The following is an 18,968-nucleotide window of genomic DNA, read 5'->3' on the forward strand; positions in this document are numbered from 1 at the left end:
GGCCGGGCTTTTCTTTGTCTGCGATTTAGCTTTTTGAAAGATCGTCCGAACGTGGCCCGAGCCTTCGGCAGCTCCTACGCGAGATTGGCGTTCCAATACTCCTCTGCAGAAGCTGCAGCAGGCTGCGATCTTTTAACATTGTCACTGGCAGCCACCGCACCGATCACCAGGATCGCCGGGCTTTTCAGTTGGAAGTTGTGGGCATCTTCCTGTATTGCAGTCAGGTTGCTCCGGCATTCGCGCTGGTGAGGCAATGAAGCATTTTCAATCATCGCCACGGGCGTATCAGCCGCCATCCCACCGGCAAGCAATTGCTCGCCAATTGAGCTCAATTTCGCCACGCCCATGTAAATCACCAGTGTCGTACCGCTTTGGGCCAAGGCTCGCCAGTTAAGCTCGCTGTCGTCCTGAGTGTGTGCGGTGACCAGAGTTACGCCGCGGGCAACGCCGCGTAGGGTCAGGGAAATATCACATTGCGTTGCGCCGGCCAGGCCTGCAGTGATGCCATTGACCAACTCCACCTCAATCTCGCGCTCGCGCAGCCACTGCGCTTCTTCACCGCCACGTCCGAAAATGCACGGATCACCACCCTTGAGCCGCACCACACACTTGCCTTGGCGGGCATAACGCAGCATCAAGCGATGAATGAACGCCTGCGGAGTAGAGCGACAGCCACCACGTTTGCCGACCGCAATGATTCGTGCCTGCGGGCAATGCACCAGCACCGCGTCGTTGACCAGGTCATCGATCAGCACCACATCGGCTTCGTTCAGCGCCCGTACAGCTTTGAGGGTCAGCAATTCAGGGTCACCGGGACCTGCACCGACCAACCAGACTTTTGCGCTCATGTTCTATTCCTCACGAGGTGATTGCGATGGGCTGCACGTTGGCCGCCAACAGACGCTTGATTTCCGGGACGCAGGAGCCGCATTGCGTGCCGCAACCGAGTTGTTGTTTCAGGCCCTGCAAATCCAGGCCACTGCGAATGCCGGCGCACACCGCGCTTTCGCTGACGTTCTTGCAGTTGCACAGAGTTTTCGTGGCGCTGACGGATGAGCCCGCACTGCCGGGTGGCGTGCTCAACGGCGCCAACAGCCAGCGCCGCAGTTGTTCGTCGGCACGGCCTTCCAGCCAGAGGTTTTGCAGCCAGTGTTGTGCAAGGGTTTCGCCAGCCAGGCGAATGGCGGTAATCCGGCCCTGTTCGATGCGTACGCGTTTGCCAATGGCGCGCCGTGGATCGTCGTAAGCCAGGACCGGGCCATCGTTGAGTCCCAGTTGTTGATCGATGTCATGCAATCGTTGCGGATCAGGTACCTGGGCGCTGGCAGCGCGTATCAGCAGCGCTGGGCGTTCACGGCCGGCCAGGCTGAGGCTGACGTAGGCAAAGTCCTCGCAGAGCGGTCGTAAGGTCTCGAAATGCTGCTGAACATCGCCCTCAACCAGTGCGAACAATTGCCATGGCAGCTTTACCGGTTCGATACGCACGCCGCTGTGTTTAAGTTCGGGTTGCTTCGACAGGGGGTCGAATGCCGGCTGCGTGAGCGTATTGACGCCGCCCTTGAGGAAACGGTCTCCCCAGTGCATCGGCAGAAACGCCTGGCCCGGGCGCACACTGTCATCACTGCCGATGGCAACGATCACGCTGCCTCGACGGCTTTTGAGGTTGACCAGGTCGCCGGTCTGCAGCCGATACCGACGCAGTTCATCGGGGTGCAGGCTCAACAGGGCTTCGCTGACATGGCCGAACAATTGTGCAGCCGTGCCGGTGCGGCTCATGCCGTGCCATTGATCGCGCAGGCGCCCGGTGATCAGGGTCAGCGGAAAGCGTGCGTCACGTTGCTCCTTGGCGGCGCGATACGGGTCGGCGACAAACTGTGCACGGCCACTCTCGGTAGGGAAAATCCCGTCCACATAAAGCCGTGGCGTTCCGCTCAAGGCACCGTCAGGGAACGGCCATTGCTGCGGGCCGAGGCGCTCGAGCAGCGCATGGCTGATCCCGCAGAGGTCCAGATCGCGTCCGCGCGTCAGTTGTTTGTATTCATCGAAGACCTGCGCCGGTTGCTCGAAAGCAAACAGGCTGGGCTGTCCTGGACGCAGGCGCTGTTCCAGACGCTGTGCGAAATCCACAGTGATCGCCCAGTCCGGGCGCGCTTCACCCGGTGCGTTGATGGCGCGGCGAACGTGGGAAATCCGCCGTTCGGAGTTGGTCACCGTGCCTTCTTTCTCACCCCAACTGGCGGCCGGCAGCAGCAGGTCGGCAAACGGCGCGGTTTCGGTGGTCCGAAAGGCTTCTTGCAGCACCACGAATGGGCAAGCCTGCAATGCAGCGCGCACGGTTTGCTGATCCGGCAACGACTGCGCCGGGTTGGTGCAGGCGATCCACACTGCTTTGATCTTGCCGCTCTGGACCTGTTCGAACAGTTCAATGGCGGTTAGCCCGGTGGTGTCAGGTAGTTTCTCGACGCCCCAGTAAGCCGCCACTTCGGCGCGATGCTCAGCATTGGCCGCTTCGCGATGGCCAGGCAGCAGGTTCGACAAACTGCCGGTTTCGCGCCCGCCCATGGCATTCGGCTGACCGGTGAGCGAGAAGGGGCCTGCGCCCGGCCGGCCGATTTGCCCGGTGGCCAGGTGCAGGTTGATCAGTGCACTGTTTTTTGCGCTGCCGGCAGTGGATTGATTCAGGCCCATGCACCACAGCGAGAGAAAACTGGTTGAGGTGCCGACCCACTCGGCGCATTGCTGCAGCTGTTCAACACTGACGCCGCAAAGTTGCGCGACCATTTGTGGGGTGTAATCGCGCACCAGGTTCTTCAGCTCGGCCAAACCTTCGGTGTGCGCCTTGATGAACTCACGGTCGACCCAGTCTTCCCACAGCAGCAGGTGCAAAATCCCATGGAACAGCGCGACATCGGTGCCCGGCAGAATGGCCAGGTGCAGGTCGGCAAGGTCACAGGTGTCAGTACGTCGAGGATCAATGACGATGACTTTCATCTGTGGTCGGCGGGATTTGGCTTCTTCCAGTCGGCGAAACAGCACCGGATGGGCGTAGGCCATGTTGCTGCCGACAATCATCACGCAATCGCTCAGCTCAAGGTCTTCATAGCTGCACGGCGGGGCGTCGGCGCCCAGGCTGCGCTTGTAGCCGACCACCGCCGACGACATGCAGAGTCGCGAATTACTGTCGATGTTGTTGGTGCCGACCAGCGCCCGGGCCAACTTGTTGAAGGCGTAATAGTCTTCCGTCAGCAGTTGCCCGGAGATATAGAACGCCACGCTGTCCGGGCCGTGCTCGGCGATGGTGTCGGCGAACACGCTGGCGGCGTGATCGAGAGCGGTGTCCCAGTCGGCACGGCTGCGGGCCATACCTTTGCCGAGACGCAGTTCCGGGTACAGCGCCCGTGCCGCGAGGTCGCCAGTGAGGTGCAGGGTCGAGCCTTTGCTGCACAGCTTGCCGAAGTTGGCCGGGTGCGTCGGGTCGCCGCTGACGCCGAGGATCTGCTCGCCGTCATGCTCGATCAGTACGCCGCAGCCCACCCCGCAATAACAGCAGGTCGAGGCGGTCGTCTGGCGGTTCATCAGCCTGCTTCCCGCAGAGCCAGCATGACCCGACCGTTCTCCACCCGCGCCGGATGGTGATGAGCGCAGCCGACGTCGGGCGCCAGGGCCTGACCGGACTCCAGGTCGATCTGCCAGTTGTGCAACGGGCAAGCGACGCGTTTGCCGTAGATCAGTCCCTGGGACAGCGGTCCACCTTTGTGTGGGCAGCGGTCGTCGAGCGCGAAAACCTCGTCGTCGCTGGTGCGAAAAATCGCGATGTCACCTTTGGGGCCGCTGACGATGCGCGAGCCCAAGGCGTTGATTTCTTCGAGTGCGCAGATATCCAGCCAGTTCATGCCGGCACCTCCAGGTTTTTCACGGGGATCACATCGAACTCCTTCTTCAGCAACGGCTGTTCAAGGCGTTCTTTCCATGGGTCCTGCTCGAACGACAGGGAGAATTGCAGCCGATCGTTGAGTGCTTTGCGGCGCTCCGGATCTTCCAGCACGGCTTTCTTGATGTGCTCCATGCCGACCCGTTGCAGGTAGTGCACGGTGCGCTCGAGGTAGAAGGCTTCTTCGCGATACAGCTGCAGGAAAGCACCGTTGTACTCGCGAACTTCTTCGGCGGTTTTCAGTTTGACGAAGAATTCCGCGACCTCGGTTTTGATCCCGCCGTTGCCGCCGATGTACATCTCCCAACCCGAGTCGACGCCGATGATTCCGACGTCCTTGATCCCGGCTTCCGAGCAGTTGCGCGGGCAACCTGAGACCGCCAGCTTGACCTTGTGCGGCGACCACATGTTGAACAGGTCATGCTCCAGTTCAATGCCCAGTTGCGTGGAGTTTTGCGTACCGAAGCGGCAGAACTCGCTGCCGACGCAGGTTTTGACCGTGCGGATCGATTTGCCGTAGGCATGGCCGGACGGCATGTCGAGGTCCTTCCAGACGCCGGGCAGATCCTGCTTCTTGATCCCCAGCAAGTCGATGCGCTGGCCGCCCGTGACCTTGACCATGGGCACGTTGTACTTGTCGGCCACATCGGCAATACGCCGCAGCTCCGAAGGATTGGTCACACCGCCCCACATCCGTGGGACTACAGAGTACGTGCCGTCTTTCTGGATGTTGGCGTGGGCCCGTTCGTTGATCAGCCGTGATTGCGGATCGTCCTTGGCCTCGCCTGGCCATGTGGAAATCAGGTAGTAATTGAGCGCCGGACGGCAGGTGGCGCAGCCATTCGGGGTACGCCAGTTCAGGTAGCTCATGGTCCCGGAGATGGTCAGCAGATGCTCTTCGCGGATCGCCTGGCGGATCTGTCCGTGGTTGAGGTCGCTGCAACCGCAGATGGCTTTTTCGCTTTTCGGTTTGACGTCCGCCGCGCCGCCGACGGTGTTGATCAGGATCTGTTCCACCAGTCCGGCGCAGGAGCCGCAGGAGCTGGCCGCTTTGGTGTGTTTCTTGACCTCATCGACGCTGAACAGCCCGTGTTCCTGAATCGCCTTGACGATGGTGCCCTTGCAGACGCCATTGCAACCGCAGACTTCGGCGTTGTCAGCCATGCTCATGGCTTTGTCCTGGCCTTGATGGCCTACATCGCCCAGAGCGTTTTCGCCGAACATCAGGTGATCGCGGATTTCGCCGATGGCGTGGTTCTCACGAATCTGCCGGAAATACCAGCCGCCATCCGCAGTGTCGCCGTACAGACAGGCACCGACCAGCACGTCATCCTTGATCACCAGTTTTTTATAGACCCCGCCAATCGGGTCGGAGAGGGTGATGGTTTCGGTGCCTTCGCCGCCCATGAAGTCGCCGGCAGAGAACAGGTCGATGCCGGTGACTTTCAATTTGGTCGAGGTCACCGACCCCGAATAGCGGGCAAACCCCAGCTGCGCCAGGTGGTTGGCGCAGACCTTGGCCTGCTCGAACAGCGGCGCTACCAGGCCGTAGGCGATGCCGCGGTGACTGGCGCATTCGCCGATTGCATAGATGCGCGGGTCATAGGTTTGCAGGGTGTCGTTGACCAGAATCCCGCGGTTGCACGGGATGCCGGATTTTTCCGCGAGTTCGGTATTGGGGCGAATGCCGGCGGCCATTACCACCAGGTCAGCGGGAATGATGTCGCCGTTCTTGAACTGCACCGAGCCGACCCGGCCATTGCCGGCGTCGTGCAGGGCCTGGGTCTGTTCGCACAGGCGAAAGTGCAAGCCGCGACCTTCCAGGGCGGTTTGCAGCAGCTGGCCGCTGGTTTTGTCCAGTTGCCGTTCCAGCAGCCACTCGCCGAGGTGCACCACGGTGACGTGCATGCCGCGCAGCATCAGCCCATTGGCCGCTTCAAGGCCCAGCAGGCCGCCGCCGATGACTACTGCGTGCTTGTGGGTCTTGGCGGTGTCGATCATGACCTGGGTGTCGGCGATGTCGCGGTAACCGATGACGCCTTCCAGGGTGTTGCCCGGAATCGGCAGGATGAATGGCGTCGAACCGGTGGCGATCAGCAGGCGGTCGTATTCGGCTTCGCTGCCGTCTTCGGCGATGACCCGGCGTTTGACCCGGTCGATCTCCACTACCTTGCGGTTGAGCAGCAGTTTGATGTTGTTTTCCAGGTACCAATCAAGATCGTTCAGCACGATCTCTTCAAAGGTCTGCTCACCCGCCAGCACTGGCGAAAGAAGAATGCGGTTGTAGTTGGTGTGGGGCTCGGCACCGAAGACCGTGATGTCATACAGCTCGCTGCTCAGCTTGAGCAATTCTTCCAGGGTGCGAACCCCGGCCATGCCATTGCCGATCATCACCAGTTTTAGTTTTTTCATCAGGTTCTCCGGGGGAGCTCAGGCTTGCCTCATCAGGGCGGTCAGGCTGGCTCGACAAATTTTGCGCAAACAAAAAAAGGCGTCCCGCTAGTTACCTAGCGAGGACGCCTTTGTCCTGGTCCCGTTCTCTCGGGAAGCACGCCCTTCGTCGTTGAAGGCCGGGCTTTATGTCTGTTGGAAAGGGTAATGCAGTGGTCGTGCCAAATCGGCGGAGGGCGCGGTTTTGTTGGGTTTCGCTTCGTTATTCAGTGCCTGACTTGAGCTTTTTGCACCAAATCAAAGCGCGGCGCCCGCAATTGGCGCGACAAATCCCTGTAGCAGCTGGCGCAGCCTGCGTTCGGCGGCGCAGCCGTCGTGAAATCAGGCACTGCGGTTTTTCAGGTACACCTTGCACATAGGGTTTACGACGGCTGCGCCGCCGAACGCAGGCTGCGCCAGCTGCTACGTAAAGCAAGGCGTTAGGCATGAAATGCCAGATACAACAGCACCAGATTGATCAGCAACGACACCAGCGCCAACGTCCGCCACACCTTCAACGGTTCACGTTCCAGCAACGGTCTGGGGCGCACGCTCAAACTGCGCCGCTCGCCTTGTTCCAGCAGCAGCAACCATTCCTCCGCCGTTTCATAGCGTTGCGCCGGGTCGGCACATACTGCGCGTTCCAGGCTTTGTCCCAGCCAGTCGGGTAAATCCGGCCGATAACGATTGGCATTGATTGGCAGGCCAAAGCGCGGCCGCTGAAAGGCTTCGATTTCCCCGTAGGGATAATGCCCGGTAGCCAGGTAATAAAGCGTCACGCCGACGGCATACAGATCCTGTTGCGGTGTCGGTGGACTCCCGTTGAACGCTTCCGGGGCGATATAACTCGGGGTGCCCGGCAGCGCGTTCGATTGGTCTTCGGATAAACCGGTGCAGTACGCCAGGCCGAAATCCAGCAGCCGTAACTCACCGTCCTCAGACAGCAGCAGGTTTTCCGGTTTGATGTCGCGATGGAAGATCTGCCGCCGATGCAGCATGCCCACCGCCCTTAGCAAACGTTCGGCGAGTTGCTGCCATTGGGGCAGCGGCAACGGACCGTTTTGCGCGAACAGCTCGGCCAGGGTCACCCCCGGATACTCGCGCATCACGTAGTACAAGTGCTGACGTTGCGCCGCTGGGTGAACTTCCGGAAAGCTTCGACCGGCAACGCGCTTGAGAAACCACTCTTCAGAGAGCAGCGCCTGGGCGGCCTTTGTGTCGTTGTTCAACTGGGAGGGGAGTGTTTTCAGTAGCCAGGGCTGTTGCTGCCCATCACGGACACGGTAAATCAGCGACTGCTGACTCTGCCCGAGCAGTCTCTCGACGTGCCAGCCCTCGAAGGCCTGGCCGGGTTTGAGGGGCGGCGGTAATGGCCATTGCTGCAGTTGGATCAGCGTATCGCCGATGCTCGTTTCACCAAGGGTGTCGACCCGAACCAGCAGCGCGCTGGCGTTGTCTTGACTGCCGGCCAGGTGAGCGGCGTTGACCAGGGTTTGYGCCGCGCTGTCGAGGTCGGGTTGATCGCGCAGAATGGCGGCGATGGCGGTGTCGCCCAGCGTCGCCCAAACGCCGTCGCTTAGCAGGACGAAGCTCTCGCCGGCGCGTAATTCACCATCGAGAAAGTCCAGCACCAGATGTTGATCCAGTCCCAGTGCGCGCTTGAGCACATGCTGCATGCCCGGTTGTTCCCAGACGTGGTCCTCGGTGATGCGCTGCAACTGATCGGCGTGCCAGCGATACACTCGACAGTCGCCAACGTGCGCCAACGTGAATCGACGACCGCGCAGCACCAGCGCGCTGACGGTGGTGAGCAATGGCTGGCCGCCGCCATTGGCCTGCAACCAGCGATTCTGTGCCAGCAGCAGGCGGTCCAGCGCTTGCGCCACAGCCCAGGTCTGCGGCGTGGCGTAGTAGTCGAGGGCCAGGGCCTGCAAGGTCGCCCTGGCGGCGAGCCCGCCATCGGCGCATYGACTGACGCCGTCGGCGATGGCGAACAGAAACCCCTTGCTCGCCGCCAGTTCAGCGGCGGGCGTGACCAGGCGCAGGGCGTCCTGGTTTTCGTCCCGTGGGCCGATGGCGCTGGCCTCGGCGAAGCTCAATTGCAGGCTCATCGGTGCATCATACCCGCGCGGCGGTCACAGCAGCCGAACCCCATGTTGTTCTCCAGCGGCGTTTGACCCCGTGCAGGCCAAACCAGGCCAGAACACCGAGGCTGGCGAACAACCACAAGGCCAGCTGATAGCTGCCGGTGCTCTGCTTGATCGCACCCATGCCTGCCGCGAGGGCGAAACCGCCGATGCCGCCCGCCATGCCGATCAACCCGGTCATCACGCCGATTTCGCGGCGAAAGCGTTGTGGTACCAGCTGGAACACCGCACCGTTACCCGCGCCAAGGCCGAGCATGGTGCAGACGAACAGTGCCAGTGCAGCGTAGGAGCTGGGCAGGTTGAAGCCCACGGCAGCAATGCAGGTCGCGGCCAGCGTGTACATCACCAGCAAGGTGCGAATGCCACCGAAACGATCCGCCAGTGCACCACCGAGTGGTCGCATCAAACTGCCGCCGAACACGCAGGCTGCGGTGTAGTAGCCGGCGGTGACCGGGCTCAGGCCGTATTGGTCGTTGAAGTAGCCGGGCAGGGCGCTGGCCAGGCCGATGAAGCCGCCGAAGGTCACGCTGTAGAAAAACATGAACCACCAGCTGTCGCGGTCACCGAGGGCCTTGAGGTAGTCAGTCATGGATTTGGCTTTCGGCCGTTCAGGTGCGTTTTTCGCCAGCCAGGCGAAGATGATCAGCGTCAGGATCAGCGGGATCAGTGCGAAGCCAAAGACGTTGCTCCAGCCAAATGAGGCCGCCAGCATCGGGGCGATCAGCGCGGCGAACACCGTGCCTGAGTTGCCCGCGCCGGCGATGCCCATCGCCTTGCCCTGATGCTGTGGCGGATACCACTGCGAGGCCAGGGGCAGGGCGACCGCGAACGAGGCGCCGGCCATGCCGAGGAACAGGCCCAGCAGAAGCGCTTGTTCGTAGCTGTGAATGCCGAGTTTCCAGGCGCCGAACAGGGCGCAGATCACGATCACTTGACCGATCAGCCCGGCGGTTTTCGGTGACAGACGATCTGCCAGCAATCCCATCACGAAGCGCAAGAAGGCCCCGGCCAGAATCGGCGTGGCCACCACGAGCCCGCGTTGCTGGGTAGTCAGGTGCAAGTCGGCGGCGATTTGCACTGCCAGCGGACCCAGCAGGTACCAGACCATGAAGCTCAGGTCGAAATACAGGAAGGCCGAGAAGAGTGTCGGGGTATGGCCGGATTTCCAGAAGCTTGAATTCATCGCGCACCTCAGCTGTAAAGAGTCTCGAAGGGAGTCATGAGCTTGGCGGTGGCGCGCCGCGACGGCCGCACCACCGGCCCCGGGCTGTGGGGCCAAAACGAAAAAACGCCGCAACCCGCTGCACTTGCGCGAAAGGGGTATGCGACGTCTTTGTCGTAGGTGGGGCAACCGCCGTTGGTTACCTGTGTGGTTTACTTAGCGAGATCTGTGCCAACAGGCGAAACCGCGTAGCGGCCAATCGCGAGCAGGCTCGCACACAGTTGATTTGTGTACGACGCAATTTCCTTGTGGGAGCGAGCCTGCTCGCGATGGGCGCCCCAACAGGCGCTAGAAGGGTCAGCCCAGCAACTCGCTCATGGCAATGATCTGCTCGGCCACCTGGATCAGCTTCTGCTGGCGGCTCATGGCCTGGCGGCGCATCAGGGTGTAGGCCTGTTCTTCATTGCAGTCCTTCATTTTCATCAGCAAGCCCTTGGCCAGTTCGATGCGCTTGCGCTCGGCCAGTTGCTGGTCGCGGGCCTGGAGTTGGGCACGCAAGGCCTGATCGCTTTCAAAGCGTGCCATGGCCACGTCGAGGATCGGTTGCAGGCGTGCGGCATGAATGCCTTCGACGATGTAGGCGCTGACGCCGGACTTGATCGCCTGGCGCATTACGTCCGGGTCGTGCTCGTCGGTGAACATCACGATCGGCCGGGGCTGGTCGCGGCTGACCAGCACCACTTGCTCCAGCACATCGCGGCTCGGTGACTCGGTATCGATCAGGATCACGTCCGGACGCACCGTTTCGACGCGCGCAGGCAGGTCGATGGTCAGTCCTGATTCATCGATCACCTCAAACCCGGCTTCGGTCAGCGCGGCCTTGAGCCGCCCGACCTTTTTCGCGGTGTCGTTGATCAGCAGGATACGCAACATATTTGCAGCCTCCTGTCAGCGGCGGGCGAGAAGAGCGGGGGTGTCGGTCATGGCGTGCAGCTTGAAACTGCGGGCATACGCCGCCGGGTCCGAGCCATTCCATATTTTACCGTCGATCAACTGGCTGCTGCGCATTTCCTGATCCTGGCCCGCGATCCCCAGCGCGCTGGCGGCATCGCGATAGACAGCCAGTTGCTGGACCTGACGCGCCACCTGCAGATAGTCCGGGTCTTCGCGCAGCAAGCCCCAGCGCCGGAATTGGGTCATGAACCACATGCCGTCGGAAAGGTACGGCAGATTGACCTCGCCACCGCCGTGAAAGCGCAGTGCGTGAGGGTCCTGCCAGCGATTGCCCAGGCCATCGGCATAATCGCCCAGCAAGCGCGGCTCGATGCAGTCGAGCGGTGCATCGAGGTATTCGACAGCGCTCAACAGTTGCGCGGTGCTGCGACGGTTTTCCGTACTTTGCTCGATGAAGCGACTGGCTTCCAGGATCGCCATGACCAGTGCTCGTGCGGTGTTCGGGTATTGCTCGACGAAGGTGCGGGTGCAGCCGAGAACTTTTTCCGGGTGGTCGGGCCAGATGGTCTGGCTTGTCGCCAGGGTGAAGCCGAGGTTCTGCTTCACCGCACTGGCGCTCCAGGGTTCGCCGACGCAGAAACCGTCGATCCGTCCGGCCTGCAAGTGCGCGACCATTTGTGGCGGTGGCACCACGACGCTGTCGACATCCTGCAACGGATGAATGCCCTGGCTCGCCAGCCAGTAATACAACCACATGGCGTGGGTGCCAGTGGGGAAGGTCTGGGCAAAGGTGAGTTTTGGGCGACTTTGGTGCACGTGACGTTCCAGCGCTTCAGGACCGGTCACGCCCAACCCTTGCAGGCCATGGGAAAGGTTGATGCTCTGGCCGTTCTGGTTCAGTCCCATCAGCACGGCCATGTCCGTCGCGGCGACGCCGCCGATGCCCAGATGCACCGCGTAGATCAAACCATAGAGGCTGTGGGCGGCATCCAGTTCGCCGCTGACCAGTTTGTCCCGCAGGTTGGCCCACGACGATTGGCGTTTGAGGTTCAGGGTCAACCCGTAGGGTTGGGCGAAGCCCTGAGTCGCCGCAACCACTACGGATGCGCAGTCGCTCAGGGCCATGAAACCGAGGTTGATCGCGGTCTTTTCCGGGGCATCGCTGCCATTGACCCAGGCCAGCGGTCCTGCTTCAGGTTCAGTCATCACATAAGCACCTTGCATGAAAAAAGCGCCGTACCCAGGCCCCATGTGCAAACCAGGCCAGGTGACGACGCCGTTGTCCTTTCAAATCGTTACCTGGCACGCATCCCGCCATTGGCATGGGTGCCGATGTCAGTACCAGTGCAAGGCATATGCCACTGATGGCTGATTTCATCGTGCGCCTCGCTTGCGACCCCGATGCACGGCTATAATCGCCGCCTTATTTCGCCGCCAACCGAGTCAAGCCCGCCCATGTATACCCTGGCCCGCCAACTGCTGTTCAAACTCTCCCCGGAAACCTCCCACGATCTGTCCCTGGACCTGATCGGCGCAGGTGGGCGTTTGGGTCTCAATGGCTTGCTGTGCAAGGCGCCAGCGAAGCTGCCGGTGAATGTCATGGGCCTGGATTTTCCAAACCCGGTGGGTCTGGCGGCAGGTCTGGACAAGAACGGTGCAGCGATCGACGGGTTTGCGCAGTTGGGTTTTGGCTTCGTTGAAATCGGCACCATCACCCCGCGTCCACAACCGGGTAATCCAAAGCCACGGATTTTCCGCTTGCCGCAAGCCGAGGCGATCATCAACCGCATGGGGTTCAACAACCTCGGCGTCGATCATCTGCTGGCACGCGTGGCTGCGGCCAAATACAAGGGCGTGCTGGGGATCAACATCGGCAAGAATTTCGACACGCCGGTTGAACGTGCGGTCGACGACTACCTGATCTGCCTGGACAAGGTCTACGCTCACGCCAGTTACGTGACGGTCAATGTCAGCTCGCCGAACACTCCGGGCCTGCGCAGCCTGCAGTTTGGTGATTCGCTCAAGCAACTGCTCGAAGCCTTGCGTCAGCGCCAGGAAGACCTGGCTCAACGCCACGGCAAGCGTGTACCGCTGGCGATCAAGATCGCTCCGGACATGACCGACGAAGAAACCGTTCAGGTGGCACAAGCGCTGATCGACACCGGGATGGACGCGGTGATTGCGACCAACACTACCTTGAGCCGCGTAGGCGTCGAAGGCATGGAATACGGTGACGAGGCGGGCGGATTGTCCGGCGCTCCGGTGCGCGACAAGAGCACTCACACGGTCAAGGTGCTGGCAGCCGAGCTGGCCGGGCGTTTGCCGATCATCGCGGTGGGCGGTATTACCGAAGGCAAGCACGCGGCTGAGAAAATCGCTGCGGGTGCCAGTCTGGTGCAGCTGTACTCTGGCTTCATCTATAAGGGCCCGGCGTTGATTCGCGAATCTGTAGACGCGATCGCAGCCCTGCGTTGACCTCGTAGCAGCCTCGCAGGCTCGGCAGCTGCTACAGGGATTGTGGAGGCGCTGGAATAAAAAAGGGCTCCTCGAAGGAGCCCTTGGGCCGAAGCCCGCCGTCCGGAGAGGACGTGCGTGGTTAAGTCGTTACCTATTCAGATTTTCGTGTCGGAGTGTGTGCCCTGTTTTAGCCGACGGCGTGAAGTTCGTTGAGTCTATGGATTCCCGCAGTGCCGGTCATACCGTCCCAGTTGTCGCCGCGTCCTTCTCGCCAGCCGTTGATCCAGGCTTGGCGTACCGACGGTAGAGTAAAGGGGCAAAGCTCACGGGATTTTCCACCAACGCCATATTGATATCCGCGCAAAAATGCTCTTTCCAACGGATCACGCTTAAGTCTTCTCATAGGGTGTTTCCCTCACTTGTTGACTGTATTTGTCGCGTCGACCTCGATCGAGGTCAGGCAGAAAAATTTCTGCCGTTGGTGGCTCGCTGCCGGCGTCACGAGCCAAGGTGTTGACGTCGTTGCGGCGTCAACCTGTGTTGAGTTCTAACCAATGCGTCACATCGAGGGAATGATCGTTTTGTCATAAGGACGTAACGATAATGATGCTAAGGCCATAAGTAACACGATGTAATTCCCGTGTTCATTGACCAAAGCTCGCTATGATCGGCCTTTCACTGGATGATGAGGCTAATGATTGAGTAAAAATGTCCACCCGTTGCACTCGGGTACTATTCGACGAAGGGTCGAGTTATGACATTTTGTTGCACAGAATTTTTTATCTGCCCGGGCATCTAAGCTCATTCAACCAGTTGGTTGGCTGTGTGGCCAGGGTGGGGCGGCACACTTTCGTGCCACGCGAGCGCTCTTCAAGAAAAGCGCTTGATTGAAAACCGAGCGGTCAATGCGTTGTCCGTTCACTTATTGCTAAAGGCCCTGGAACTCCCATGTCGGATCGTTACGAACTCTTCCTCACTTGCCCCAAGGGCCTCGAAGGCCTGCTGATCGAGGAAGCCGTCGGGCTTGGCCTTGAGGAAGCGCGTGAGCACACGTCGGCTGTGCGCGGCATGGCCGACATGGAAACGGCTTATCGCCTGTGCCTGTGGTCGCGTCTGGCTAACCGGGTGCTGCTGGTACTCAAGCGTTTCCCGATGAAGGATGCCGAAGACCTGTACCACGGCGTGCTGGATATCGAGTGGCAAGACCACATGCTCAATGACGGCACCCTGGCCGTCGAATTCAGCGGTCATGGCTCGGGCATCGACAACACGCACTTCGGCGCCCTGAAAGTGAAGGACGCCATTGTCGACAAACTGCGCACCCCGTCGGGCGAGCGTCCGTCCATCGACAAGCTCAACCCGGACCTGCGTATTCACCTGCGCCTGGACCGTGGCGAAGCGATTCTGTCCCTCGATCTTTCCGGTCACAGCCTGCATCAGCGCGGTTATCGCCTGCAGCAAGGTGCGGCGCCGCTGAAGGAAAACCTCGCCGCCGCAATTCTGATCCGCTCCGGCTGGCCGCGCATTGCGGCTGAAGGCGGCGCCCTGGCTGACCCGATGTGCGGTGTCGGTACGTTCCTCGTCGAAGCGGCGATGATCGCCGCCGACATGGCGCCGAACCTGCGTCGCGAGCAGTGGGGCTTCACCGCCTGGCTCGGCCATGTGCCGGCGCTGTGGAAAAAACTTCACGAAGAAGCCGTCGCCCGCGCTGCTGCCGGTCTGGCCAAGCCACCGCTGTGGATTCGCGGTTACGAAGCCGACCCTCGGCTGATTCAACCGGGGCGCAATAACGTCGAGCGCGCAGGCCTGAGTGAGTGGATCAAGATCTACCAGGGTGAAGTCGCAACCTTCGAGCCGCGCCCGGACCAGAACCAGAAAGGCCTGGTGATCTGCAACCCTCCGTACGGCGAGCGTCTGGGCGACGAGGCGAGCTTGCTCTATCTCTACCAGAACCTCGGCGAGCGTCTGCGTCAGGCCTGCCTGAACTGGGAAGCGGCGGTGTTCACCGGCGCACCGGACCTGGGCAAGCGCATGGGTATTCGCAGTCACAAACAGTACTCGTTCTGGAACGGCGCCTTGCCGTGCAAATTGCTGCTGATCAAAGTACTGCCGGACCAGTTCGTCACGGGTGAGCGTCGTACCCCGGAACAGCGTCAGGCCGAACGCGAGCAGGCGGCCTACGATCAGTCGCCGGCCGAACCGCAAGAGCGTCAGTACAACAAAAACGGCAACCCGATCAAACCTGCACCGGCGCCGGCTCCTGTTGTCGAGCAGCCACGTCTGAGCGAAGGCGGGCAGATGTTTGCCAACCGCCTGCAAAAAAACCTCAAGGCACTGGGCAAGTGGGTCAAGCGCGAGGGTGTCGACTGCTACCGTGTCTACGATGCCGACATGCCGGAATACTCCATGGCCATCGACCTGTATCACGACTGGGTCCATGTTCAGGAATATGCGGCGCCGAAATCGATCGATCCGGAAAAAGCCTCGGCGCGGATGTTCGATGCACTGGCAGCCATTCCACAGGCCTTGAACATCGACAAGAGCCGCGTGGTCGTCAAGCGTCGCGAACGTCAGAGCGGCACCAAGCAGTACGAGCGCCAGAGCGCGCAGGGCAAGTTCACCGAGGTGAACGAAGGCGGCGTGAAGTTGCTGGTCAACCTGACCGACTACCTCGACACCGGCCTGTTCCTGGACCACCGTCCAATGCGCCTGCGGATTCAGAAAGAGGCGGCCGGCAAGCGCTTCCTCAACCTGTATTGCTACACCGCAACCGCCAGCGTTCACGCGGCCAAGGGCGGTGCACGCAGCACCACCAGCGTCGACCTGTCGAAAACCTATCTGGATTGGGCGCGTCGCAACCTGTCGCTGAACGGTTTCTCCGACAAGAACCGCCTGGAGCAGGGCGACGTGATGGCCTGGCTGGAAGCCAACCGTGACGAGTTCGACATGATCTTTATCGATCCGCCGACCTTCTCCAACTCCAAGCGCATGGAAGGGATCTTCGACGTGCAGCGTGACCACGTGCAGTTGCTGGACCTGGCCATGGCCCGCCTGGCGCCGGGTGGCGTGTTGTATTTCTCCAACAACTTCCGCAAGTTCCAGCTCGAAGAAAACCTCGAGGCGCGCTATGCCGTCGAGGAGATCACCGCACAAACCATCGACCCGGACTTTGCCCGTAACGGCAAGATCCACCGCGCCTGGAAAATCATGGCGCGCTGAGGCCTGATTGGATCCACAGAGCCTTGATTTTTCGGGGTTCTGTGGTGTTTTTGCGCTAGCTAATCTAATGGCTAATAGCTATAACTTCACTCAAAGCCAAGGTGACGCCAAAGCACGCCGGCGTTTTGAGTTTTGTTTATGCCGTTGCACGCCGTACGACCCAAGATCCTGGGCTTGATCAGTGAAGATGTTTCGGCCTGGCTCGTTGCGCTGCTGGTGTTGCTGGCCGGCGGCGCACTGACGGGGCTGCTCGCCTGGGCCAGCTTCAATGCGCACCATCAGCAGATGACGCAGCGTTTCCAAATGCTGGTCAACGAACGCAAGAGCCGGATCTCCGAGCGTTTCGACGATCAGGAACAGCGCCTTGATAGCCTGCGGCGTTTCTTCGTCAACTCCGAGTCGGTTTCCCGTGAAGAGTTCGACGGCTTTACCAAAGCACTGTTGCACAGAACTCAGGCCTACGCCTGGGCGCCGCGGGTTGCCCGCAGTGAGCGTTCCGCGTTCGAGCAACGGGTGCGCGAGCAAGGTAAAGCAGGGTTTTCCATCCGCGATCTGACACCTTCCGCCACGTTGCAACCTGCCGCCGAGCGCGATGAATACGCGCCGGTGTTGTACAGCCAGGCGCTAGACTCAAAAGGCGCGCCGCTGGGTTTTGATTTGCTCTCGGAACCGATACGCCAGGCAACCCTGCAAAGGGCCCGCGACCTCAACGCGATGGCGGTGTCCGAGCCCACGCTGCTGATTGGCATCGATCCTGAGTATGCCCGTGGCGTGCTGCTGGTCGAGCCGGTTTTGCGCGATACCGCAGGGCCTGCTCATGACACCGCACCCCTTGGTTATGTGCTGGCAGTGATCAGCATGCGTCAGTTGGTGGCCGATGGTTTTCCGTTGCCCAGTCAGGACAACCTTGTGGTGCAGATTCGTGGTCGGGCGCAGGACGGTCAGGCGCAAGCGCTCTATGAATCGACCAACCCAGTGGCGAATCAGCCGTTGCATTACAGCTCGATGTTGCGACTGGGCGATCGTGTCTACGATCTTGATATTCGCACCAGCAGCGTGTTCGAACATGCCAATCGTTCGGCGGTTGCCAGCCTGATCGTGATGGGGGGGCTGTTGAGCGTGCTGCTCAGCGCCTTGCTCTACATTCTGGTCAGTCAACGGCAACGAGCGCTGGCGCTGGTGGAGCAGCGCACTCGCGAGTTGCGCCTGCGAGAACAGGAGTTGAGCGGCGCTCATGGTCAGTTACGCGGGGTGTTGGACGCGGCGACCCAGGTGGCGGTGATTGCCACCAACCTGCGCGGTGTCATCACCACCTTCAATGCCGGTGCCGAGCACATGCTCGGCTATCGCAGTGTCGATGTATTGGGGCATGCGACCCTGGAAAGCTTGCATCTGCCCGCTGAGCTGGAGGCGCGAGCCGTCGAGCTCAGTCAGCGTTACTGCAAACCGGTGCCAAGCTGCCAGGCGATGCTGGTGGAAGGTGGTGAAGCGGGTGGGCATGAAGCGCGTGAGTGGACCTTGGTGCGCCAGGACGGCAGCCATCTGACGGTGAACATGCTCGCCACCGCGATGCTTGATGAGCAGGGGCTGTGGGTCGGGAATCTGGCGATCTGCATCGACATTACCGAGCGCAAGCGGGTGCATGAGGCATTGGCGGCGCGCGATTTGCTGCTCAAGAAACTCAGCGCTCATGTGCCGGGCGGCATTTATCAATTCAAGATGGCGGCAGACGGGCGCTTCAGTGTGATCTACGCCAGTGATGGCATCCGCGATATTTACGAAATCGACCCGGACGTGCTGCAACAGAACGCCGAGGCCATTTTCGAGCGGATCCATTCGCAGGACGTCGCTCGGGTGCGTGCCTCGATCCGGGTCTCTTCGTTAAAGCTCAGCCCGTGGCGCGAGGAGTACCGCGTGCAGTTGCCGGTCCGTGGCCTGCGTTGGGTACGCGTTGAGGCAACACCTGAAGAGCTGCCCGGCGGCGGGGTGTTGTGGCATGGCTACATTTCGGATATTTCCGACCTCAAGCGGGTCGAGGAAGAGCTGCGCGCCTTGTCGGTGGCCGACTCGCTGACCGGCATTCACAATCGACGCTATTTCCAGGAGCGGTTGACCATGGAAATGGCCCGGGTCGAGCGAGGTGTCGGGGAATTGGCGGTGATCATGCTGGATATCGATCACTTCAAGCGCATCAATGATGTGCACGGCCATGCGGCCGGCGATCGGGTGTTGCAGGCGATCTGTCAGCGCATCCGCCACCGTTTGCGGCGCACCGATGTGTTCTGTCGCCTGGGAGGCGAGGAATTCATGGTGCTGTGTCCGGACACCAACGGGCAGCATGCCCATGCGTTGGCCGTCGAGTTATGGCAGAGCTTGCGCAATACGCCGATCGACGGCCTGGGCACGGTGACTGCCAGCTTTGGTATCGCCAGCTGGCGTTCCGGAGAGGGGGCTGATGCCTTGCTACTGCGCGCTGACTCGGGGGTTTATGCGGCGAAGCAGGCCGGGCGGGATCGGGTTGAGATGGAACTGGTGTAGGCCGGTTCAGGTTTGTGTGGCGAGGGAGCTTGCTCCCGTTGGGGCGCGAAGCGGCCCGGAAGGCGATGATCGAGTTGGGTCAGATGTATCTGATTTGTTGATTTTGCGGCTGCTGCGCAACCGAGCCGGG

The 18,968-nt window shown here is 60.9% G+C and carries 12 protein-coding genes; 3 read left to right on the forward strand and 9 right to left on the reverse strand.

The genetic code is table 11. From position 1 onward, the window contains the following. Window positions 1-74: 74 nt before the first annotated feature. The 8 genes from cobA to AC1DIH_RS07855 form a co-directional block, all read right to left on the reverse strand. Window positions 75-848 carry a uroporphyrinogen-III C-methyltransferase gene (gene cobA, locus AC1DIH_RS07820; protein ID WP_477771260.1) on the reverse strand — a complete coding sequence of 258 codons (774 nt, stop codon included), beginning with the start codon at window positions 846-848 and terminating at the stop codon, window positions 75-77. A 10-nt stretch (window positions 849-858) separates the two neighbouring features. Continuing rightward, window positions 859-3,576 carry a nitrate reductase gene (locus AC1DIH_RS07825; RefSeq protein WP_477771261.1) on the reverse strand — a complete coding sequence of 906 codons (2,718 nt, stop codon included), beginning with the start codon at window positions 3,574-3,576 and terminating at the stop codon, window positions 859-861. Further along, complete coding sequence (nirD, locus tag AC1DIH_RS07830; RefSeq protein ID WP_054593246.1) at window positions 3,576-3,893, reverse strand: nitrite reductase small subunit NirD; 318 nt, start codon at window positions 3,891-3,893, stop codon at window positions 3,576-3,578. The genes AC1DIH_RS07825 and nirD overlap by 1 nt, the downstream gene beginning before the upstream one ends. Continuing rightward, window positions 3,890-6,343, reverse strand: coding sequence for a nitrite reductase large subunit NirB (nirB, locus tag AC1DIH_RS07835; RefSeq protein ID WP_477771262.1), 2,454 nt, complete (start codon window positions 6,341-6,343; stop codon window positions 3,890-3,892). The genes nirD and nirB overlap by 4 nt, the downstream gene beginning before the upstream one ends. Window positions 6,344-6,801: 458 nt before the next feature. Further along, window positions 6,802-8,472 (reverse strand): bifunctional protein-serine/threonine kinase/phosphatase, encoded by a 1,671-nt coding sequence (locus AC1DIH_RS07840; RefSeq protein ID WP_477771263.1) that lies wholly within the window; start codon window positions 8,470-8,472, stop codon window positions 6,802-6,804. A gap of 7 nt (window positions 8,473-8,479) precedes the next feature. Further along, window positions 8,480-9,691: a nitrate/nitrite transporter gene (locus tag AC1DIH_RS07845; RefSeq protein ID WP_216744927.1), complete on the reverse strand. Its 1,212-nt coding sequence runs from the start codon at window positions 9,689-9,691 to the stop codon at window positions 8,480-8,482. 336 nt (window positions 9,692-10,027) lie between these two features. Then, on the reverse strand, window positions 10,028-10,603 hold the full coding sequence (locus AC1DIH_RS07850; RefSeq protein ID WP_145015334.1) for an ANTAR domain-containing response regulator: 576 nt from the start codon (window positions 10,601-10,603) through the stop codon (window positions 10,028-10,030). 15 nt (window positions 10,604-10,618) lie between these two features. Beyond that, window positions 10,619-11,830 carry a CmpA/NrtA family ABC transporter substrate-binding protein gene (locus AC1DIH_RS07855; protein ID WP_477771264.1) on the reverse strand — a complete coding sequence of 404 codons (1,212 nt, stop codon included), beginning with the start codon at window positions 11,828-11,830 and terminating at the stop codon, window positions 10,619-10,621. A gap of 249 nt (window positions 11,831-12,079) precedes the next feature. Here AC1DIH_RS07855 and AC1DIH_RS07860 point away from each other — a divergent pair, with 249 nt between their 5' ends. Continuing rightward, window positions 12,080-13,099 carry a quinone-dependent dihydroorotate dehydrogenase gene (locus AC1DIH_RS07860; RefSeq protein WP_477771265.1) on the forward strand — a complete coding sequence of 340 codons (1,020 nt, stop codon included), beginning with the start codon at window positions 12,080-12,082 and terminating at the stop codon, window positions 13,097-13,099. A gap of 169 nt (window positions 13,100-13,268) precedes the next feature. On the opposite strand, the gene rmf is transcribed toward AC1DIH_RS07860, so the two are convergent. Continuing rightward, window positions 13,269-13,484, reverse strand: a complete 216-nt coding sequence (gene rmf / locus AC1DIH_RS07865; protein WP_003223300.1) for a ribosome modulation factor — start codon at window positions 13,482-13,484, stop codon at window positions 13,269-13,271. Window positions 13,485-14,029: 545 nt separating this feature from the next. On the opposite strand from rmf, the gene rlmKL reads away from it, so the two are divergent. After that, window positions 14,030-16,300, forward strand: a complete 2,271-nt coding sequence (gene rlmKL / locus AC1DIH_RS07870) for a bifunctional 23S rRNA (guanine(2069)-N(7))-methyltransferase RlmK/23S rRNA (guanine(2445)-N(2))-methyltransferase RlmL (protein WP_477771266.1) — start codon at window positions 14,030-14,032, stop codon at window positions 16,298-16,300. A 138-nt stretch (window positions 16,301-16,438) separates the two neighbouring features. Beyond that, window positions 16,439-18,838, forward strand: a complete 2,400-nt coding sequence (locus AC1DIH_RS07875) for a sensor domain-containing diguanylate cyclase (protein ID WP_477771267.1) — start codon at window positions 16,439-16,441, stop codon at window positions 18,836-18,838. Window positions 18,839-18,968: the final 130 nt, after the last annotated feature.

This window comes from Pseudomonas sp. 05N36 (genome assembly GCF_056397385.1).